This window comes from Stenotrophomonas sp. 610A2, from assembly GCF_030549615.1.
GTDB lineage: Bacteria > Pseudomonadota > Gammaproteobacteria > Xanthomonadales > Xanthomonadaceae > Stenotrophomonas > Stenotrophomonas pigmentata.
Genome location: NZ_CP130832.1, coordinates 2,766,880 through 2,787,567, shown reverse-complemented (window position 1 = coordinate 2,787,567; position 20,688 = coordinate 2,766,880). Strand labels below are relative to the sequence as shown.

The window sequence follows — 20,688 nt, the reverse complement described above, 5'->3', positions numbered from 1 at the left end:
AGGGGAGCTTTTGATCCTGCTCGTAGAGCTTCCCCTCACCCCAACCCCTCTCCCGGAGGGAGAGGGGCTTTGGATCAATTGCTGCCCAATGCCTGCGGTAGCAGCGCGTCGACGAAGGCTTCTGCATCGAATACGCGTAGATCTTCCGGGCGCTCGCCGATGCCGGCGAAGCGGATCGGAATGCCGAACTCGCGGGCCAGTGCAAATACCACGCCGCCCTTGGCGGTGCCGTCCAGCTTGGTCACGACCAGCCCGGTAACGCCAGCCGCAGCATGGAACTGGCGCAGCTGCGACAGCGCGTTCTGGCCGGTGGTGCCGTCGATCACCATCAGCACTTCGTGCGGAGCGGTTTCGTCGATCTTGCCGAGCACGCGGCGGATCTTGCTCAGCTCGTTCATCAGCCCGCTCTGGGTGTGCAGGCGGCCGGCGGTGTCGGCGATCAGTACGCTGGTGCCACGCGCCTTGCCGGCCTGCAGTGCGTCGAATGCAACCGAAGCGGCATCGGCATTCTGGCCCTGTGCGACCACGGCCACGCCATTGCGCTCTCCCCAGATCTGCAGCTGGGCGACGGCGGCGGCGCGGAAGGTGTCGCCTGCGGCCAGCATCAGGCTATGACCCTGATCCTTGAAGCGCTTGGCCAGCTTGCCGATGGTGGTGGTCTTGCCGACGCCGTTGACGCCGACGGTAAGAATCACGAATGGCTTTGCATTGGTGTCGATGACCAGTGGTTTGGCGACCGGCTGCAGCATCGCGATCAGGTCGGCGCGAAGTGCTGCCAGCAATGCGTTGGCGTCGGCGAACTCGCGCGATTTCATGCGCTTGCGCAGGTCTTCGACCAGCGCCGTGGTAGCTGGCATGCCGACGTCGGCGGTGATCAGTGCGGTCTCGATCTCGTCGAGCAGGTCGTCATCGAGCTTGGGGTTGCGCGAGAACAGACCGCCGAAGCTGCGCGCGAAGCTGCTGTTGCGCAGGCGGTCCCGCCAGCCGAGCTTGCCTACAGGCGCAGCTGGAGCGGCGTTGACCGGGATCAGCGCTGCGTCTGAATCGGGGGAGCTTGGTGTGCTGGTTTCAGCGACGACTGGTGCGGGAGCCGCTACTACAGGAGCAGCAACCGGTTCTGCTGCCTGCGGAACGGGGGCCACAACTGCAGGGGAGGGTGCTTCGACGGCAGCCGGTACCGTGACCTCTACCGCAGTTGCAGCAGGAGTGGTTTCGAGTGCGATGGCCGATTCCACTTCCGGTGCAGCAGTTGCTGGAGCAGTGGGGGCAACTTCGACCGCCGCCTGTTCGGTTTCGGGCTGGTCCGGCTCTGCTGGCAGCGACGGCTGCGCTGATGGTGCCTGCGGGAAGGCGGCGGCCAGTTCCTCAACGCTCAGCGTGGACGGCTTTGCGGGCTGTTGGGCGTCGTCGGTCTTTTTGCGGCGAAAGAAGCTGAACATGGAGGAAAAAGGCCTGAAATCAGTTGTCTATTCTACCACTGGCGGTCAGGTGGCCGGCGTTGCCGGTAGGGCGGGGGCTGTTGATTGAAGCCCCTCTCCCGTTCACGGGAGAGGGGTTGGGGTGAGGGCGGTTTTTGGGGCATTACCGGGAAGGCCTCTGCCGAGCATGGCTCGGCACTACGCCCTTCTCCCGCTTGCGGGAGAGGCGGCGAGTCGTCAGGCCGACAGTTCCAGCAGCAGCTTGTTCAAGCGGCGCACGTAACCGGCCGGGTCCTTCAGGCTGTCGCCAGCGGCCAGTGCGGCCTGGTCGAACAGCACGTGGGCCAGGTCGTTGAACCGGTCCATGTCAGGCTCGGCATCCAGCTTCTCGATCAGCGGATGGGCCGGGTTGAACTCGAACACCGGCTTGCTGTCCGGCACCTTCTGGCCGCTGGCTTCCAGGATCTGGCGCATCTGCAGGCCCAGGTCCTGTTCGCCGATGGCGAGGATGGCCGGCGAGTCGGTCAGGCGGTGCGAGACGCGCACTTCGGCAACTTCTTCGCCCAGGGCAGTCTTCAAGCGCGTGGCCAGGCCTTCCTTGGTCTTGGCGACTTCTTCCTGTGCCTTCTTGTCTTCCTCGGTCTCAAGCTTGCCCAGGTCCAGGTCGCCACGGGCGATGTCGGCGAAGGACTTGCCGTCGAACTCGGTGAGATAGCTCATCAGCCACTCGTCGATGCGATCGGTCATCAGCAGCACTTCGATGCCCTTCTTGCGGAATACCTCAAGATGCGGACTGTCCTTGACCTGCTGGAAGCTCTCGCCGGTCAGGTAATAGATCTTGTCCTGGCCTTCGATCATGCGGCCGACGTAATCGGCCAGGGCAACGCTGTGCTCGCCGCTGCCGTCGTGGGTGGAGGCGAAGCGCAGCAGGCCAGCGACCTTCTCGCGGTTGCCGTAGTCCTCGGCCGGGCCTTCCTTCAGCACCTGGCCGAAGTTCTTCCAGAAGCCTGCGTATTCCTCGGGTTTGTCCTTGGCCAGCTTCTCCAGCATGTCCAGCGAACGCTTGGTCAGCGCCGACTTCATCGAGTCGATCACCGGGCCGGACTGCAGGATTTCGCGCGACACGTTCAACGGCAGGTCGTTGGAATCGACCACGCCCTTGATGAAGCGCAGGTACAGCGGCAGGAACTGCTCGGCCTGGTCCATGATGAAAACGCGCTGCACATAGAGCTTCAGGCCCTTGGGTGCGTCGCGGTGGTACAGGTCGTAAGGTGCGCGGCCCGGCGTATACAGCAGCGAGGTGTACTCGAGCTTGCCCTCGACCTTGTTGTGGGTCCAGGCCAGCGGGTCGGTCGGATCGTGCGCGATGTGCTTGTAGAACTCCTTGTATTCCTCGTCCTTGACCTCGGACTTGGCACGGGTCCACAGCGCATTGGCGCGGTTGACGGTTTCCCATTCCGGCGTGGTCGGCTTGTCGGCTTCCTCGCCGTGGTGCTCCTTCTGCAGTTCGATCGGCAAGCCGATATGGTCGGAGTACTTCTTGATCAGGCTGCGCAGCTGCCAGCCGTCGGTATAGCTGTCTTCGCCTTCCTTCAGGTGCAGCACGATGCGGGTGCCGCGCTCGGGCTTGTCGATGGTCTCGACCTCGAACTCGCCTTCGCCCTTGGACGACCAATGCACGCCTTCACTGGCCGGCAGGCCAGCGCGACGGCTGTAGACGTCAACCTGGTCGGCAACGATGAAGGCCGAATAGAAGCCCACGCCGAATTGGCCGATAAGGTTGGAATCTTTCTTCTGGTCGCCGGACAGGTTCTTCAGGAACTCGGCGGTGCCGGACTTGGCGATGGTGCCGAGGTGTGCGATGGCCTCATCGCGGCTCAGGCCGATGCCGTTGTCGTCGATGCTCAGGGTGCGCGCGGCCGGATCAGCCTCGATGCGGATGCGCAGCGGCGCGCCGCCTTCGAGCAGTTCGGGCTGGGTCAGCGCTTCGAAACGCAGCTTGTCGGCGGCGTCGGCGGCATTGGACACCAGCTCGCGCAGGAAGATTTCCTTGTTCGAGTACAGCGAATGGATCATCAGGTGCAGCAGCTGCTTCACCTCGGTCTGGAAACCGCGGGTTTCCTTGTGATTCTGCTCGGTCATCGGTCGGGGTGCTCCGTTGCTGATTAGGTCGCGCAGCTGCGCGGTGACTGCAGCTTGGGTAAGGGTGAATGGGCCGATTTCAAGGTGGGCGCAGCCGGGGCGGGTGCTGGTCTATCATCTGCAGCACTCAGAGCTGTTGGATCCAGGTTGCCGATGTATTTGATTTGCCACGTTTTGTCCTTGGTTTTGCCGGTGCGGGCCGGATGAGTCCGGCCCGTGGCAAGACGCCCGCCGCCGCCAGCGGGCAGGTGCGCATCGTCGGCGGGCGCTGGCGTAACACCCGGTTGCAGGTTCCTGAATTGCCGGGCCTGCGGCCGACCAGCGACCGGGTCCGCGAGACCCTGTTCAACTGGTTGATGCCGAAGCTGCCCGGCGCCCGTGTCCTGGACCTGTTTGCCGGTAGCGGTGCGCTTGGCCTGGAGGCGGTATCGCGTGGCGCGGCCTCGGCACAGCTGGTGGAGCGTGATCCGCAGCTGGTGACGGCCCTGCGTGGCGTGGTCGGGCGGTTGGGGGCAGGGGATCAGGTCGAGGTGATTGCCGGCGATGCCCTGCAATGGCTGGGCAGCGCTGCCCCGGCACGGGCCGATGTGGTGTTCCTGGATCCGCCTTTCGCCGCAGGTTTGTGGGAACAGGTGATCGAACGTCTGCCCCGGCACTTGGCCGCAGATGCCTGGCTCTACGTGGAAGCGCCGGTAGGCGCGGCGCTGCAGTTGCCGCCGGAATGGCAACTGCGCCGCGAGGGCAGTACCCGCGAGGTGGCCTATGCCCTCTATCGCCGAGCCGCTGCTACACTTCGCGGCGACATGAACGCGACCGAACCCGCATGACCTCAGCCAATCGCCGCATCGCCGTATACCCGGGCACTTTCGACCCGATCACCAATGGTCATATCGACCTGGTGAACCGTGCCGCGCCGCTGTTCGAGAAGGTGATAGTTGGCGTGGCGCAGAGCCCGTCCAAGGGCCCGACGCTGCCGCTGGAGCTGAGGGTTGCCTTGGCGGTGGAAGCGCTGCAGCACCACGAGAACGTGGAAGTGGTCGGTTTCGACACCTTGCTGGCCCACTTCGTGCGCTCGGTGCACGGCGGGGTACTACTGCGCGGGCTGCGCGCGGTGTCCGATTTTGAATATGAATTCCAGATGGCGAGCATGAACCGACATCTGATTCCGGAGGTGGAGACGCTGTTCCTCACCCCCTCCGAGCAGCACAGCTTCATTTCCTCCTCGCTGGTGCGTGAAATCGCCCGGTTGGGCGGGGATGTCTCCGGCTTCGTGCCGGCTACTGTGCTTGAAGCGTTGCGCAAGGCCCGCGAAGCACGCGGACAGTAAATTTTTTTGTAACACCACTTTTCAACGGGAGAACGATCATGAAGAACACGATGCGCGTGCTGCTTGCCGCCTCGATGGTGCTGGCTGTAACCGCCTGCAAGAAAGAAGAAGCACCGGTAGTCGAAGCGCAGCAGGCGCTGGTCGCCCCGGCCAAGGATGACGACGCGGGTTGGAAGAAGTACCTGCAGGCAGTTGCCGTGCAGAACATGGGCAACATCACCGCCAGCCCGTTCCTGTACTACCTGCCGCCGGCATCGGACCCGGAATTCGCTGCCAAGTACGACCGTCAGGTTGAGAGCGCAACCACCGCCATCGGCCGTGGTATCCAGCCGGGCAACATGCTGGCCTTCGGTTCGTCGAATTCGGCAAAGATGGGCGACCTGATCGAAACCGGCTTCAAGGACGTGCAGGCTGACTCGATGAAGGGTGTGCGCGTGGTGTTCATCGGCGACGCCGCTGACAACGCCCGCGTGCAGACCATCGTCAAGCCGACCGGCGCCGACTACATCTTCGTCGAAGCCAAGTGACGCACTGGGACGGGGCCGCGCAGCGGCCCCGTCTCTGCCAGGACCTCATCCCCGTGAAGGGGGGGCTTTTCTTCGTAGGCCTGGCTCTGGTTCCAGTTTCAACCACCACCTGGGCCCCGCTCTGGCCTGAGGTGAGCCGGGTCAACGCAGCGCATACCCGCTCAATCGGCTCCACGGGCCAGCATCCACATCCGCAGAACGCTGTGGAAGCGGTGACCTCGACCCCGGCAAAACCAGTATCCGGTAAGCTTGCTGTCGGCGCTGCCCTTGGCAGCCCATGAACAGCAGGACCGATGAACCGGCAGGCGCCGGTTGCAAGCCCCGCTCTGACGGGAACACCGCAGCAATGTCTTTGAAAATCAACGAGCTCTGCGTCAACTGTGACGTCTGTGAGCCGGCCTGTCCCAACCAGGCTATCGCAATGGGCGAGACGATCTATGTGATCGATCCGGCCCGTTGTACCGAATGTGTCGGTCATTTCGATGAACCGCAATGCGTGGTGGTGTGCCCGGTCGAATGCATCGACCCGGACCCGGATATCGTCGAAACCGAAGATCAGCTGCTGGCCAAACTGGCCGGCCTGCAACGCGATCACCCTGAGTTTTACCAATCGGAGAATCCAACGGCATGAAACTCGTTGCCCGTTCCCTGCTGCTGTTCGCACTGGTGCTGTCACCGGCCGCGTGGGCAGCCGATACCGCACCGGCCCGCGCCGCACATCCCGATGGCGCTGCAATCGCCAGCGGCCATAGTCTGGCGACTCAAGCTGGTATGGAAATCCTCGGCAAGGGCGGCAATGCGTTCGATGCCGCGGTGGCCGTGTCCTCCACCCTGGCCGTGGTCGAGCCGATCAGCTCGGGTCTGGGCGGTGGCGGCTTCTTCCTGCTGCACGACGCCAAGACCGGCAAGGACCTGATGCTGGATGCGCGCGAAACCTCGCCCGAGTCCGCAACGCCCGAGCAGTTCCTGGACAAGAACGGCAACTTGGACCGCGACCGCTCGGTCAATGGCCCGTGGTCGGCCGGCATCCCCGGCCTGCCAGCAGCGCTGGTGAAGCTGGCGCGCGAGCATGGCAAGTTGCCGCTGGGCGAGTCGCTGGCACCGGCAATCCGCGTCGCCACCGATGGTTTCCCGGTGTATGCACGCATGGCCCGTGGCTATGCCAGCCGTCGCGAAGTGATGGATCGCTATCCGGGCACCCGCGAGGTCTACCTGCGCAACGGCAAGCCGATTGCCGAGGGCGATATCTTCAAGCAGCCGGAGCTGGCGCATACGCTGCAGCTGCTGGCCGCCAACGGCTTTGATGGTTTCTACCGCGGCGAGACCGGGCGCAAGCTGCTGGCTGGCGTGAAGCAGGCCGGCGGCCGCTGGACTGCCGAGGAACTGGCCGGCTACACGGTCAAGACCCGCGAGCCTATCGTGTTCAACTACCGTGGCTGGAAGATCACCACGGCCTCGCCGCCATCCTCCGGCGGTATCGCGCTGGCCTCGATGCTGCAGATCCTGGAACCCTGGGATCTGAACAAGATGGACCAGGCGCATAGCACCCACCTGGTGGTGGAAGCGATGCGTCGTGCCTATCGCGACCGTACCTTCTTTCTGGGCGACCCGGACTTCGTCGACATCCCGCAGAAGGTGCTGACCAGCCGCGATTACGCGCAGGGTCTGCGCGCAACCATCCATCCGGAAAAGGCCACGCCGAGTGACCTGCTGTCGGGCAACCCGACGCCACTGGAAGATGATGAGACCACGCATTTCTCGATCATCGACAGCGAAGGCAACCGCGTTGGTGGCACCCAGACCGTGAACCTGCTGTATGGCTCGGGTCTGATCCCGGCCGGCACCGGCGTGCTGCTGAACAACGAGATGGACGACTTCGCGCTGAAGCCGGGCACACCCAACGCCTTCGGCGTGATGGGCTATGCCGCCAACGCGCCGGCCAAGGGCAAGCGCATGCTCAGCTCGATGACGCCGACGTTCATGGAGAACGACGACAAGGTCGTGGTGATCGGTACGCCGGGTGGCAGCCGCATCATCACCATGGTCCTGCTCGGCATCCTCGGCTATGACGCTGGCCTGGACGCACAGCAGGTAGCTGCCTTGCCGCGCTATCACCACCAGTGGCTGCCGGATGAGATTTCGGCGGAGACCGGTGCGTTCTCGCCGGAAGTCGCCAAGCAGCTGCAGGCGATGGGCCACAAGGTTGAACTGCCGGGTGACTCGGCCGAAGGCGGTCGTGGTTCCAGCCACGTCTGGGGCAACCTGCAGACGGTGGAGTGGGATCGACGCAGCAATGTGCTCAGCGGCGGCAGCGATCCGCGTAACCCGGTAGGCAGTGCCGAGGTTCGCAAGTCAGGCAAGGCTGACTGAGATAACGAGCAAGCCCCGTTTCGACGGGAATGCTGTTCACTGGAACGCTTGAGTTCCCCAGAATCCGATGCCAGTTGCTGGCATCGGATTTTTTTGTGGGAGCGGCGTCAGCCGCGAGGCAGGTAAATCATGAGTTGCTACAGTTGCCAAGCGCTTCAGCGGCGTCAGCTTCGCGGCTGACGCCGCTCCCACAATGTAATGCCACCTCACGCAACCCTGGTACTGAAGCTATTGGCAATCGCCGGCTCCAACCAAACCGCGCACACCACCGCGTTCCCCACCTGTACCCCGGCGTCAATTATCCGCCACCGATTCCTTGCGAATATTTAACGCGCTGCGGGTAGAATTTTTCATATGAAACTATGGTCGATCCGCGGTAACTCGCAAAAACTCGATGGCGGTGCAATGTTCGGCAATGCTCCCAAGGCATTGTGGGAACGATGGGCGCCGGCCGACGACGCCAACCGCATTGAACTGGCATGCAGGGCTTTGCTGGCCAGTCCGTTGGGTGGCAAGACCGTGTTGTTCGAAACCGGCATCGGTGCTTTCTTCGAGCCCAAGCTGCGCGAGCGCTACGGTGTGCAGGAACCGCGTCATGTGTTGATCGACTCACTGCGCGAGGCCGGCTTCGAGCATGAAGACATCGATGTGGTTGTGCTCAGCCATCTGCACTTCGATCATGCCGGTGGTCTGTTGGCGCCATGGTCGGAAGGTCGCGAGCCGGAACTGCTGTTCCCCAATGCGACCTTCGTGATTGGCGCCGAGCACTGGGAGCGTGCCAGGCATCCGCATCCGCGTGACCGCGCCAGTTTCATTCCCGAGTTGAGCGGTTTGCTGGAAGCCAGCGGTCGCCTGGAAATCGTCAGTGGTGCCTATTCAAAGGCATTGGGCGAGTCAGTACGTTTCAGCTTCAGCGATGGCCATACGCCAGGCCTGATGCTGGCTGAAATCATTGGTCCGGAGCGGGTCAATGGCCAGCCGCGCGGCGGCGTGGTGTTTTGTGCCGACCTGATACCTGGCCGTTCCTGGGTGCATGTGCCGATCACCATGGGTTACGACCGCAATGCCGAGTTGCTGATCGACGAGAAGCGGGCCTTCCTCGAGGACAAACTGGCGCGCAACGTGCACCTGTTCTTCACCCATGACCCGCAATGTGCGATGGCGCAGGTGGTGCGTGATGACAAGGGGCGCTTTGCCACCGCCCATGAAGTGGCCGAGTTGAAGGCGCGTACGCTGGCCGCCTGAGCTGACCAACGGCAGCTGAAAAAACTGACTTCCGGCACTGATTCCGGAGGTCGCCAAAACCGACATTGATCCCATCATTCAGATCCGGGGCAATGTCATGAAACTTCCTTCCCTGCTGCGACGCGCCGGGCTTGCCGTGCTCCTGTTGCTGGGGCCCGCTGCTGCCGCGCTGGCGGCTCCAACCCAGGTGCTGCCACTGCAGGTCAGTGCCGAGCGCTCGACAACGCTGGCGATCTGGGAGCCAGCACAGGTGCGTGGTGTGGTGCTGTTTTCCTCCGGGCACGGTGCCTGGCCGGAACGCTACGAGCGCCTGCTGCAGTCCTGGGCGGATGCCGGATTCGTGGTGTTGGCACCGCTGCACGTGGACTCGATGAAGTATCCGCAGCGTGAGCAGTTCTCGCTGCAACAAGGCTTGACCGAGCGCTTCGTCGACATGCGCGCTGTCAGCGGCTACGCGGCGAAGCATTGGCCCGGGATGCCGGTTGCTGCAGCCGGTCATAGTCTGGGGACGCTGATCTCGGCGACGCTTGGTGGTGCATTGAACGGACTGGGGCCGTTGCGCGATCCATCAGTGGTGGCTGTGCTGGGCTTTTCGTCGCCAGGCCGGATTCCGGGGCTGATCAACGAGCAGTCATATGCCTCGCTGGCGGTGCCTTTGCTGCTGGTCACCGGTGACAAGGATCTGGTGCCGGGTTTCGTCAGCGACCCGGTCGATCACCTCTATCCCGTCGAGACGGCGCCTGCTGGCGACAAGACCGGCGTGGTACTTGCCGGGGGCGACCATAACCTGATTGGTGGAGAACCGGAGCTGTTGTTCGAACGCGCCCGCGAGCTGGGCACGGCGTTCCTGCGTGTACAACTGCTCAAGGACGAGCACGCGCGGCAGCTGTTGGCGGCGCCTGCCGCTGCCAATGAGCGCTGGCTGCGCCGCTGATTCGTTGCAGTTGGTTCGACGGATTACGCGTCTTGCGCAAATTCGCGCCAGCTCGTTTCAGTCAGCAAGCGCCGCTCTGCGGCGCTTGCTGACTTTGCCACTGCCGCCATGCCGGCCCGCATGGCAGGGATCAACGTCAATGAACCGCGAAGGTAATGGCATAGGCCGCCTGCGCACCGCGCCGGGCGACCGCACGCACTTGGTACACCTGCACGGTGTAGGTCCCGGAGGCAGGCAATATGCCGTTCCAGTCCTGTCCCAAGCTGCCACTGCCGAGAGCGGTGGCAACGCCGGGAATATCCCCAGGGGCATAGATGTTGAAGCCGACATTGCTGCTGCCGCTCAGGCTTACCCGCATGGATTGCTCGGCCTTGGCATCCAGCGTGTAGTTCACGCTGTCGTAGCCAAGCAGGCTATGGCTGGTGCTGTAGCTGCTCATGCCCTTTGCGAACTGCACGGGAGTCTGGGTGACCTTGTCGGCGGCAAAGGCGGCCGGCGTGCTGATTGCAAACGCCGCGGCCAGAACCAAAGTGATGGCGCGTTTCATCATGTTCACCGCTTGAGTTGGTGGTTGGCGGCGGCAACAGCCCGGCTGGCCGCGATGCTCAGCCGATACGGGTGCCAAAGATGCGATCACCGGCATCGCCCAGGCCCGGCATGATGTAACCCTTCTCGTTGAGGCGCTCGTCGATGGCGGCGGTGTAGATCTCCACGTCCGGATGCACGGCTTCCAGTGCCTTCAGGCCTTCCGGTGCGGCGACCAGGAAAATGCCCTTGATGCGGCGTGCGCCTGCCCGCTTGAGCATGTCGATGGTGGCGATCAAGGTGCCGCCGGTGGCCAGCATCGGATCGAGGATCAGCGCATCGCGTTCTTCCAGGCGGCCGGTCAGGCGCTCGAAGTAGGGCACGGGCTGCAGGGTTTCCTCGTCGCGCTGCAGGCCGACAACGCTGACGCGTGCGGCCGGAATCAGTGACAGCACACCGGTCAGCATGCCCAGGCCGGCGCGCAGGATCGGTACCACGGTGATCTTGGCACCGGCGATGCGCTGCACCTGTACCGGACCGGCCCAACCCGCCATGGTGTGGCTCTCGGTTTCAAGATTGGCGGTGGCCTCGTAGGCCAGCAGGGTGCCGAGCTCGTTGACGACCTCGCGGAAATCCTTGGTGCTCATGGATGCATCGCGGAGTAGGCCGATCTTGTGCTGGACCAACGGGTGGCGGACTTCGACGATTTTCATGGCGGTGTGATGACAGGGAAGAGCACATAGTTTGCCGCAGTCCCGCTGTACCCAGCCAGTAACGGACTGAAATATTGCAGCCGTGCGTCTGTAACAGTCATGCAACTGAACGGACATACCGTGCACACCCATCCTTTACACAGATTGGGGGCGGTAGTGCGCAAGAGCGTCTTGGTGATGGCGGTGACGACAGCGGTGGCCTGCATGGCAGCCGCACCTGCATATGCACAACAGGCCACGGCCGATGGCACGACCACGCTGGCCAGTGGTGCGGCCGCAGCCATCGATCTGGAACGCATCGAAGTGCGTGCGCAGCGCGAAGCGCAGATCCGTGCGGTGGAGCTCAAGCGCGACGCCAATGGCGTGCAGGATGCGGTTGCCTCCGACTCCATGGGCGACTACCCGGACATGAATGTCGCCGAGTCGCTGCAGCGCCTGCCCGGCGTCAGCGTCACCCGCGACCAGGGCGAGGGTCGCTTCGTGGTGATCCGCGGCCTGGATGCGGCCTTGAACAGCGTCAGCATCGACGGCATCGCCATCGGCACGCCGGAGGATTCCTCGCGCGCAGCGCCGTTGGACGTGATTCCGTCCGAGTCCACCGAGCGCCTGCGGGTGATCAAGTCGGCCACTCCAGACATGCCAGGCGATGCCATTGGTGGCGCGGTGGTGGTGGAATCGGCCTCGGCCTTCGACCGTGATGGCCGCTCCCTGAAGGGCAAGCTTGAAGGCAGTCACCAGGAGTTGTCCGGTGAGACCAGCCCGAAGGCTGCGTTCAACTACAGCGAAGTGTTTGGGGAAACCTTCGGTGTGGCACTGGGCGTGAACTACCAGAAGCGCACGTTTGAATCCGACAACACCGAAGTCGAATACGACAATTTCGACGGCGGCGCCGATGATGATCTGGCAGCGGTGGAGATCCAGCGCCGCAAGTACACCATCGAGCGTGAGCGCACCGGCGCCAACCTGAATTTCGATTGGCGGCCCGATGATGCCAACCGCTATTACCTGCGCACGCTGTACAGCCAGTTCGACGATGCCGAAACCCGCCAGCGCACGATCTTCGGCCTCGGCGACGGTGAAATCACTGCCCTTGGTGGCGGCCGCTACCAGGTGGACGATCTGCCGGCCGATGCCATCAGCAAGCGCATGCGCTATCGCACCAAGGAGGAGAACGCCTTTGCGGTCAGCCTGGGCGGTGAGAACAGGTTGAGCGGCGCGGTGCTGGACTACAAGGTGGGCTATACCAAGACCCGCGAGCGCGTGAATGACGAAATGGAAGCGCGCTTCGATTACGACGGCGACGACCTGTCTGCCACGCTCAACCAGAACAGCGGCATTCCCGGCCTGAGCCTGAGCGACAACGGCTGGATGGACAACGGCAACTATGCGTTTGACCGCGTGGTGCTGTCGCCCAAGCAGATCGACGACAGCGAGCGCAGCGCGCAGCTCAATATCCGCTTCGACGGCGACAAGGCCAGCTACAAGTTCGGCGTGCTGGGTCGCTGGCGCGAGCGCGATGTGAATGTGGACGAGGTCGAGCTGCGCACAGGCCCGGCCGTTGACCTGAGCAGCTGGAATGGCAAGACCCTGGATCACCGTGGCGGCAGCCTCGGCCAGGGCATGAGCTCGGCGGCGATGCGTGCCTGGTGGGCGGCCAATGGCAGCAAGTACAGCGCCAGGTCGGGCGATGTCGCCGGCAACACGATGACTTCGCTGGAAGAAGACTATGTAGCCAGTGAGGACATCCTGTCGGCCTATGCGATGGGTACCTGGGATATCGGCGCACTGCGCGTGATCGGTGGTGTGCGCGTGGAGAACACGCAGTTCAATGCCACCGGCAACGACGTCGATGTCGCCAGCGACGGCAAGACCGTCACGGTGACGCCGCGCACGGCCAGCAGCAGCTATACCAGTGTGCTGCCAGGCCTGCACCTGCGTTACGACACCAACAACGACTGGGTGTTGCGTGGCTCGGTCAACAAGACCGTGGCACGTCCGTCGTTCGGCGATGTCTCGCCGCGCCTGGCAGTCAACCGCGATGATGAAGAAGCGCGTATCGGCAATCCGAACCTGGATCCGTACGAGTCCACCAATCTTGATTTCTCGTTCGAGCGTTACCTGGGCGATAGCGGCATCATTTCGCTGGGCCTGTTCCACAAGTCCATCGATGGCTACATCGTGCAGACCATGACCGACAGCGATCCGGAATATCCGGGCTTCGAGGTCACCCGTTCCATCAACGGCGACAAGGCCAAGGTGTTTGGCGCCGAGTTCAATTGGCAGCAGCAGCTGAGCTTCCTGCCGGGTGCATGGTCGGGCTTGTTGGTCGGTGCCAGCGGCACCTGGCTGGATACCGATTTTGACCCGGGTATCGCTGGACGCGAGAACGATGACTTCAACCTGCCGCGTGCCTCCAAGAACATCTATAGCGTACACATCGGATACGAGTGGGGTGGGCTCAGCACGCGTCTGGCTGGCGTCTATCGCAGCGAGTACCTGGACACCATCGGTGACAGCCGTGCCTTTGATATCTATGTCGCGCCGCACACCCAGCTCGACTTCAGCCTCGACTACAAGCTGAGCAAGAACGTGAGTCTGTACCTGGAAGCCTCCAACCTGCTGGACGAGCCGCTGGAGCTTTACCAGGGAATCTCCTCGCGCACCCTGCAGAACGAGGAATACGGCCGTACCTACGCGATCGGCGTGAAGGTGGCACTGTGAGGGCCGCGCTGCTCGCCACCGCGGTGGCGCTGGCGCTGAGCGCCTGCCATCCAACCCCGAAATCCACCACGCCGCCGACCGCCGCTGATCTTGCCGAGGGCGCGACCGCAGTCCCGTCCACGCTGATTGCCGAAGCCTTCCTGACCCCGATGACGCCGGCCGACAACATCGATTCGCCGGCCAGCTGGCGCGGCGCCGATGGCCAGCTGTGGTTGATCGCCACTGCCAAGGCCACCGACAAGCTGGTGGTCTATGACGGCCAGACCGGCAAGCACCTGCGCGATATCGGCAGCACCGGCACCGCCCTGGGGCAGTTCGATCGCCCCAATGGCATCGCGGTGCAGGGCGATCTGGTGTTCATCGTCGAGCGCGACAACCATCGCGTGCAGGTGTTGCAGCTGCCGGATTTCAAGCCGTTGGGGGTGTTTGCGGGCAATGACCTGCGCAAGCCGTACGGCCTGTGGGTGAACCCGGTGCAGGGCGGTTACGACGTATACGTCACCGATTCCTACGACGATGGCGAGGATGCGGCGGGCAACGACATCCTGCCGGCGCTGGAGCGTTTGAACGAGCGCGTGCGTCGCTATCACGTCAGCGTTGCCGGCGGCACGGTGCAGGCCAAACTGGTGCGCAGCATCGGCGATACCTCGCCGAAGGGAGCCTTGCGCGTGGTCGAGTCGATCTGGGGAGATCCGGCCAATGACCGCCTGCTGATTGCCGAAGAAGACGAAACCTATGCCAGCGAGTTCAAGGTCTACAACCTGGCAGGTGATTTCAGTGGAGAGACCTTCGGTCGCGGCCAGTTCAAGGCGCAGGCCGAAGGCGTGATGCTGCGTACCTGTGGCGATGGCGGCTGGTGGATCACCACCGAGCAGGGCAAGGAGCGCAGTACCTTCCACCTGTTCGATCGCAAGACGCTGGCACCGGTTGGTTCGTTCCACGGCAATACCGTGGCCAATACCGACGGCATCTGGAACAGCCAGCAGGTGTCGGCACGTTTCCCGCAGGGGGCCTTGTACGCGGTGCACGACGATCAAGGCGTGGTGGCCTTCGATTGGCGTGACATCGCCAAGGCGCTGTCGTTGCCGCAGGACTGTGGCAAGTGAGGGGGCATGGTTCCTTGAGGCAGCGACTGCCGTTGGTCGTTCTGATTGCTGCAGCGTTGTTGGGCGCAGCTGGGGCGGTGGGGGCCGCTCCAGCTGCCGAGCCCAACACACAGGTGCCGGCGGGGAGCCGGCATTACGCGGCCAGTGGATTTCCTGATCGCATCGTCGCTTCGCCGGCGCAGGATGCCAGCACCGGCTTTGCGGTGGCTTGGCGCACCGCGCCGCTGGCACAGCCGGCCTTGCTGGAAATCACCATTGCTGGCGACTCGCCGGACATGGGACAGGTGCGGCGGGTAAGCGCCAGCAGCCAGCTGCTGCAGACCGAGAACGGCGGCAGCCAGCATCACCGTGCGCTGATCGACGGTCTGCAGGCGGACACGCTGTATGCGTATCGGGTGCAGGGGCAGGGCACCTGGAGCGCTTGGCAGCACTTCCGTACTGCCGCTGCGCCCGGTGAGCCGCTGACCGTGCTGTACTTCGGCGATACCCAGAACAAGAACCTCAGCCATGTCAGCCGCGTCATGCGACAGGGCTGGCAGACCGCACCTGATGCGCGGCTGACGCTGTTTGCGGGTGATCTGGTCAGTGGCGGTGATGGCGAAGACGACAACGAATGGGGCGAATGGTTCGCCGCCGGTGGCTGGCTGCTGCCAGGCATGGCGGTTGCGCCAGCTGCCGGCAACCACGAGTACTTCGAGGAGTTCGAGGACACGCCGCAGGAACGCCGCGTGCTGGGTAAACACTGGCCGGTGACCTTCGCATTGCCGAACAATGGTGCGGCGGCAACTGCCAGTACGACCTATTGGTTCGATTACCAGGGGTTGCGCGTGGTGGTGCTGGATGGGACCTCGGCGTTGGATCTGGGCACCGCCAAAGCCCAGGCCGGTTGGCTTGAGGGCGTGCTCAGCAGCAGTCACCAGCCCTGGAATATCGTGGTCGTGCACCAGCCGCTGTACCCATTGCGCGCCGAGCGCGACACCTCGGTGCTGGCCAGCGAGATCCGCCCGGTACTGCAGCGGCACAAGGTCGATCTGGTGCTGCAAGGCCACGATCACACCTATGGCCGTCGTGCCGATGAAGGTGCGGCACTGCCGCAGTACATTTCGTCGGTGGCCGGGCCGAAGCAGTATCGCTTGTCGCCGGAAGCACGCGCGACGATGAAGCCAACCGCCGAGGATACCCAGCTGTTCCAGGTGCTGCGCCTGGACGACAGGGGCTTGCGTTACGAGGCGCGCACGGCAACCGGCCGTCTGTATGACGCCTTCCGGATCAGCCGCAGCACCGATGGCGGCAAGCAGTTCGAGGAGATCACTGAAGGGCGCATCCAGCAGCGGGACTGCCCGCGCGCGGTGTCGCCCAAGGGGCGCGATGACCGGTGCTGGGAATAAGCCGATGAAGAGCAAGCAGGCAGCGTTGTGCGGCGTGTTGTTGGCCGCGGCTTCCATCGGCGTGTCAGCAGGGGAGCTGCTGCATCCCTTCGCATTGCCGCAGCCTGCCAACGCGCCGGAGGAGGTGCTGCTTGCGGTGGAGATTCCCGCAGGCGGCGTGATCAAGTACGAACTAGGCGAGCATGGCGAGCTGCGGGTGGATCGCTTCCTGTCGATGCCAGTGGCCTATCCGGCCAACTACGGCTCCATGCCGCAGACCCTGGCCGGTGACGGTGACCCGTTGGATGCGCTGGTGCTGACCCGCTTCCCTATCCAGCCGGGTGCGATCGTGCGCTTCCGCCCGCTGGGTGTGCTGCGCATGGTCGACAAGGGCGAGGCCGACGAGAAGATCGTTGGCGTGCCGGTCGATGCGGTTGATCCGACCTACGCGAAAGTGCAGACCCTGCAGGATCTGCCAGTCATGGAGGTCCAGCGCATCGAGGCCTTCTTCCGTACCTACAAGCAGCTGCCGTCGGGGGCAGATATCCAGCTCAACGGCTGGGGCGATGCGGCCGAGGCCCGGCAGGTGGTACGCAAGGCATTGCAGGAGTACCAGCGGGTGAAGCCGACGCGTTGAGTATCCAACCGGTTTCACGGCTCTGGCTGCAGCTTGCTCCTATAATGAACACGGATTTGTCCGAATCTGCGGTCGCGTGCTTGCCGGCAAGGCTGCGCGCCATGACGGCGGACGGTAGCAATGACGGCCCGGCCAAGGGTGTTGGTCGGGCGATCACGGCGGACTGTCGTTAGCGGCAGGTGCCCAATCAAGGAGGGTGGTCATGCGCATTATGGGTAAGGCTTGGAACAAGTTGGCTGTAGCAGCCATGTTGCTTGCAGTAGCAACGAGCGCGGCGGCAGAACCGCCGCTGGAAGAGGAAATCGTCAACCCCAGCGAGGTGTTGTTCGAAGGCGGCAAGGCCTATGCCGATGCCGGTGGTGGACAGATGGAGCAGCTGCGCAGTCGCAAGCAGGGCGGCGAAACCATCTATTACCGGTTGGTCCGCTACGACAACGAGAACGGCTATGTGGGGAACGACGGCGCGCAGGTGCTGGCGCAGACCTTCCGCACGGAATCCAGCATCGGCCAAACGCCCTACCGTTACGACGGCGCCGGCCATTTCTCGCGTCCTGACTTCTACAACAGCCCTTACAACCGCGATGCGCGCCAGCGCTACTCCGGGCCGGGTTATTTCGGCAGCTGTAGCCGCTACGACGGCTGCAAGGAAGTGCAGATCGTGCCGCTGTGGCCGTACTACCGCGGCTATTGATCCTGTATTGATGCTTGGACGGCATCCCGGGTGCGCTGCGCTTACCCGGACTACGAACCAGCGCTGCATCGCTCGTGCAAACAGAAACGGCGGCCTTCATGGCCGCCGTTTCTGTTTGGTGCGTAGCGCGGTGCTCAGGCGCTGAGTGCTTCCACCACCCGCAGCTTGGGGTGGCCCTTCGAGCGCTGCTGATACTCCTGCTCGATGTCGGCCAGACGCTTCGCATTCGGGCATTGCAGCATCATGTAGTTGGCGTCGAAGTTGAGCTTGGCGACCAGGAAGTCGATGAACGCGCGAACCTTGGGCGAGACCAGGCGGCCGCCGGCAAACACTGCATTGAAGTCGTAATCCGGGCCGGTCCAGCCGGGCAGGACCTGCCGCACCATGCCGGATTCGACGAAGGGCTTGGCCATCACATCGCTGCTCAACATCAGGCCTTCGCCAGCCACCAGCGCGGCATTGAGGGCTGAAGGATCGTTTGCAACGATCAGCGGGGTGACAGGAAATTCGCGCATCTCACCGCCATTCTCGGCCAAGGTCCAGGTAAAGCGCTGGGTCTGCCCGTGGTGCGCCTTGCGTATGGCCAAGGTGCGGTGGAATTGCAGCTCGTCCGGGTGCTTGGGCTCGCCATGCACGGCGATATAGGCCGGGCTGGCAAACACCTGGGTACGCAGGCTGCCCAGTTTGCGTGCGATCAGATTGGAGTCGGGCAGGGGACCGACGCGCAGCGCCATGTCCACTTCCCCGGCGATCAGGTCCAGCGTTTCGTTGCCCAGGTGCATGTCGACCCGGATCTCCGGGTATTCACTTTGGAACTGACCCAGCAGTGGGGCAATCCAGCAGGTACCGATCGAATACGGCACGGTGAAACGCAGCCAGCCGCGTGGGCCGGACTGCAATTGGCTGACGGCGCTCTCGGCCTGGTCCAGTTCGCGGGCAATACGTTGGCAGTGCTCGTAATAGACCGTGCCGGCCTCGGTCAGGCCAAGTCGACGCGTGGTCCGGTGCAGCAGGCGCGCGCCCAGGCGGGTTTCCAGCTCCTGCACCTTGCGGCTGACCGTGGTCTTGGGCTGGCCAAGCAGGCGTGCAGCGGCAGTGAAACTGCCCTGTTCGACCACTTTTACGAAGATCAGGGTGTCGTTGAGATCGTTGGCCATGGGTAGGACTCTTGCGGCAGCGGAATTGTGCCGGCGACGGGATGATTATTCCCTTCAATCCGTACTAATCAAGTCTGATTTTGAGGCCTATCTTGTACGCCTGCCCCCGACCCGGACTTGCCGTCATGCGTATGCGCTCCCCCATGGCTCTGCCAGCGCCACGCCGCGAACCCAGTTACCGCAATGCTTTGCCTTCAAGGTTGGCGGGCAATCGATTGAATCCATTGCAGTTTGAGTCCTTGCTTGGCGACTTGAACGGGCCCGGCGCGGGAGCCTCCTGGCGTGGTGCCGCGGTGGCATTGCGCCGCGTACTGGGGCGCTTTGTCCCACCAATGGTCCAAAAATTTCCGCGGACGGGACAGTGATCCCGCCGCAACCAGCGCTGTTACGACCGGCCAAGGACCTGCTGCGCGGATCGGTGCGCGGCTGGCCGCCGGCACCGCGATGTCGAGCTCCACTTTGAAGTCCTGCAATTCCCTGATCACCTCCCCCTTGGAGCACGAAATGAAAGGTATCTCCCCATCACCCACGTTGCGCCGCGTCGCGTTGGCCGGCATGTCAGCGCTCAGTCTGGCCGTACTGGTCGCCTGCAGCGGTGGCCACGCCGAAAATGGCGCGCCGCCAGCGCCCGAAGTCAGTGTTGCGCCAGTGCTGATCAAGCAGGTCGCCCAGTGGGATGAGTTCAGCGGCCGCATCGAGGCGGTACAGAGTGTTGAACTGCGCCCGCGCGTCTCCGGCTACATCGACAAGGTCAATTACGTCGAAGGCGATGAAGTGAAGAAGGGTGACGTGCTGTTCACCATCGACGCGCGCAGCTACCAGGCCGAATTCAACCGGGCACAGGCCGAGTTGAACCGTGCCCGCACCCAGGCCGGTCTTGCGCGCAGCGAGTCCGAGCGTGCGCGTCGTCTGGCCGAACAGCAGGCCATCGCTGCCGAAACCGCCGAGCAGCGGCGCGCCAGCGCCGACCAGGCTGGCGCGCAGGTGCAGGCCGCGCAGGCGGCTCTGGATGCCGCACGGCTCAACCTGGAGTTCACCAAGGTGCGTGCACCGATTGATGGACGCGCCGGGCGGGCGATGGTGACAGCTGGCAATCTGGTCACTGCCGGTGACGCCGCCAGCGTGCTGACGACGCTGGTGTCGCTGGATACGGTGCATGTCTACTTCGATGCGGACGAGTCCACCTATCTGCGTTACGCACAGATGGCACGCGATGGCGAACGCCCGAGCGAGCGCGACCAGGCGCTGCCGGTGAAGGTCGGTTTGAGCGGTGAGGAAGGCTACCCGCACGACGGCAAGGTCAACTTCGTCGATAACCAGATCACCCGCAGCACCGGCACCATCCGCGTGCGGGCGCTGCTGGACAACGCCAGCCGCCAGTTCACTCCCGGCCTGTTTGCACGCGTGCAGCTGTTGGGCAGCGGCCAGTTCCAGGCAGTGTTGGTGGACGACAAGGCCGTGCTGACCGACCAGGACCGCAAGTACGTCTACGTGCTGGATAAGGACAACAAGGCACAGCGGCGCGACGTGCAGCTAGGCCGCAATGCCGAGGGCCTGCGCATCGTCGAACAAGGCCTGGCTGCCGGCGACAAGGTCATCGTCGACGGCGTGCAGAAGGTGTTCATGCCGGGCATGCCGGTGCAGGCCAAGGCGGTTGCGATGCAGCGTGCTGCACCCGCCACCCAGGCCGTGAGCAGCATCAACTAAGCCGCCAATCATGTTTGCCGGCGTGGCTGCCGGCCGTGCGTGCCTGCTCCCGATTGGGGGCGGGCAGGGCGGCTGCAGCCTGACGCCAGCTTTTCCAAGGA

18 protein-coding genes are annotated in these 20,688 nt (G+C 63.7%); 13 read left to right on the top strand and 5 right to left on the bottom strand.

Annotated features, from left to right (window positions below; genetic code table 11):
- Window positions 1-74 precede the first annotated feature (74 nt).
- Both ftsY and htpG read right to left on the bottom strand, forming a co-directional pair.
- Window positions 75-1,439, bottom strand: coding sequence for a signal recognition particle-docking protein FtsY (ftsY, locus tag Q5Z11_RS12490; protein ID WP_303746717.1), 1,365 nt, complete (start codon window positions 1,437-1,439; stop codon window positions 75-77).
- 216 nt (window positions 1,440-1,655) lie between these two features.
- The gene (gene htpG / locus Q5Z11_RS12485; RefSeq protein ID WP_303746716.1) at window positions 1,656-3,560 is read right to left on the bottom strand and encodes a molecular chaperone HtpG; all 1,905 of its coding nucleotides are present in this window, start codon (window positions 3,558-3,560) and stop codon (window positions 1,656-1,658) included.
- A 203-nt stretch (window positions 3,561-3,763) separates the two neighbouring features.
- Here htpG and rsmD point away from each other — a divergent pair, with 203 nt between their 5' ends.
- The 7 genes from rsmD (at window position 3,764) to Q5Z11_RS12450 (ending at window position 9,963) form a co-directional block, all read left to right on the top strand.
- Window positions 3,764-4,387: a 16S rRNA (guanine(966)-N(2))-methyltransferase RsmD gene (gene rsmD / locus Q5Z11_RS12480; RefSeq protein WP_303746715.1), complete on the top strand. Its 624-nt coding sequence runs from the start codon at window positions 3,764-3,766 to the stop codon at window positions 4,385-4,387.
- A complete protein-coding gene (gene coaD, locus Q5Z11_RS12475) occupies window positions 4,384-4,887 on the top strand; it encodes a pantetheine-phosphate adenylyltransferase (RefSeq protein WP_303746714.1) in 504 nt (167 codons plus the stop codon). The genes rsmD and coaD overlap by 4 nt, the downstream gene beginning before the upstream one ends.
- A gap of 38 nt (window positions 4,888-4,925) precedes the next feature.
- Window positions 4,926-5,414: a hypothetical protein gene (locus Q5Z11_RS12470; RefSeq protein WP_303746713.1), complete on the top strand. Its 489-nt coding sequence runs from the start codon at window positions 4,926-4,928 to the stop codon at window positions 5,412-5,414.
- A 346-nt stretch (window positions 5,415-5,760) separates the two neighbouring features.
- Entirely contained in the window at window positions 5,761-6,045 is a 285-nt protein-coding gene (locus tag Q5Z11_RS12465) for a YfhL family 4Fe-4S dicluster ferredoxin (RefSeq protein WP_282268820.1), read from the top strand.
- Complete coding sequence (ggt, locus tag Q5Z11_RS12460) at window positions 6,042-7,784, top strand: gamma-glutamyltransferase (protein ID WP_303746712.1); 1,743 nt, start codon at window positions 6,042-6,044, stop codon at window positions 7,782-7,784. The genes Q5Z11_RS12465 and ggt overlap by 4 nt, the downstream gene beginning before the upstream one ends.
- A gap of 354 nt (window positions 7,785-8,138) precedes the next feature.
- Complete coding sequence (locus Q5Z11_RS12455) at window positions 8,139-9,029, top strand: MBL fold metallo-hydrolase (RefSeq protein WP_303746711.1); 891 nt, start codon at window positions 8,139-8,141, stop codon at window positions 9,027-9,029.
- Between the two features lie 97 nt (window positions 9,030-9,126).
- Window positions 9,127-9,963 carry an alpha/beta hydrolase family protein gene (locus Q5Z11_RS12450; protein WP_303746710.1) on the top strand — a complete coding sequence of 279 codons (837 nt, stop codon included), beginning with the start codon at window positions 9,127-9,129 and terminating at the stop codon, window positions 9,961-9,963.
- 136 nt (window positions 9,964-10,099) lie between these two features.
- On the opposite strand, the gene Q5Z11_RS12445 is transcribed toward Q5Z11_RS12450, so the two are convergent.
- The gene (locus Q5Z11_RS12445; RefSeq protein ID WP_303746709.1) at window positions 10,100-10,510 is read right to left on the bottom strand and encodes a g-type lysozyme inhibitor; all 411 of its coding nucleotides are present in this window, start codon (window positions 10,508-10,510) and stop codon (window positions 10,100-10,102) included.
- Between the two features lie 58 nt (window positions 10,511-10,568).
- Window positions 10,569-11,201 (bottom strand): uracil phosphoribosyltransferase, encoded by a 633-nt coding sequence (gene upp, locus Q5Z11_RS12440; RefSeq protein WP_303746708.1) that lies wholly within the window; start codon window positions 11,199-11,201, stop codon window positions 10,569-10,571.
- A gap of 177 nt (window positions 11,202-11,378) precedes the next feature.
- On the opposite strand from upp, the gene Q5Z11_RS12435 reads away from it, so the two are divergent.
- From Q5Z11_RS12435 to Q5Z11_RS12415, 5 genes are all read left to right on the top strand, one after another.
- Window positions 11,379-13,922, top strand: a complete 2,544-nt coding sequence (locus Q5Z11_RS12435; protein ID WP_405051695.1) for a TonB-dependent receptor — start codon at window positions 11,379-11,381, stop codon at window positions 13,920-13,922.
- On the top strand, window positions 13,919-15,028 hold the full coding sequence (locus Q5Z11_RS12430; protein ID WP_303746706.1) for an NHL repeat-containing protein: 1,110 nt from the start codon (window positions 13,919-13,921) through the stop codon (window positions 15,026-15,028). The genes Q5Z11_RS12435 and Q5Z11_RS12430 overlap by 4 nt, the downstream gene beginning before the upstream one ends.
- Before the next feature lie 14 nt (window positions 15,029-15,042).
- Window positions 15,043-16,416, top strand: coding sequence for a metallophosphoesterase (locus Q5Z11_RS12425; RefSeq protein WP_405051594.1), 1,374 nt, complete (start codon window positions 15,043-15,045; stop codon window positions 16,414-16,416).
- A gap of 4 nt (window positions 16,417-16,420) precedes the next feature.
- Window positions 16,421-17,032: an inorganic diphosphatase gene (locus Q5Z11_RS12420; protein WP_303746705.1), complete on the top strand. Its 612-nt coding sequence runs from the start codon at window positions 16,421-16,423 to the stop codon at window positions 17,030-17,032.
- A 196-nt stretch (window positions 17,033-17,228) separates the two neighbouring features.
- Window positions 17,229-17,723: a hypothetical protein gene (locus Q5Z11_RS12415; RefSeq protein WP_405051593.1), complete on the top strand. Its 495-nt coding sequence runs from the start codon at window positions 17,229-17,231 to the stop codon at window positions 17,721-17,723.
- A 134-nt stretch (window positions 17,724-17,857) separates the two neighbouring features.
- Here the strand turns inward: Q5Z11_RS12415 and Q5Z11_RS12410 are convergent, their stop codons facing one another.
- Complete coding sequence (locus Q5Z11_RS12410) at window positions 17,858-18,880, bottom strand: LysR family transcriptional regulator (RefSeq protein ID WP_303746703.1); 1,023 nt, start codon at window positions 18,878-18,880, stop codon at window positions 17,858-17,860.
- A gap of 513 nt (window positions 18,881-19,393) precedes the next feature.
- Between Q5Z11_RS12410 and Q5Z11_RS12405 the strand changes: the two genes are divergently transcribed.
- Entirely contained in the window at window positions 19,394-20,587 is a 1,194-nt protein-coding gene (locus tag Q5Z11_RS12405) for an efflux RND transporter periplasmic adaptor subunit (RefSeq protein WP_405051694.1), read from the top strand.
- The last annotated feature ends 101 nt before the right edge of the window (window positions 20,588-20,688 follow it).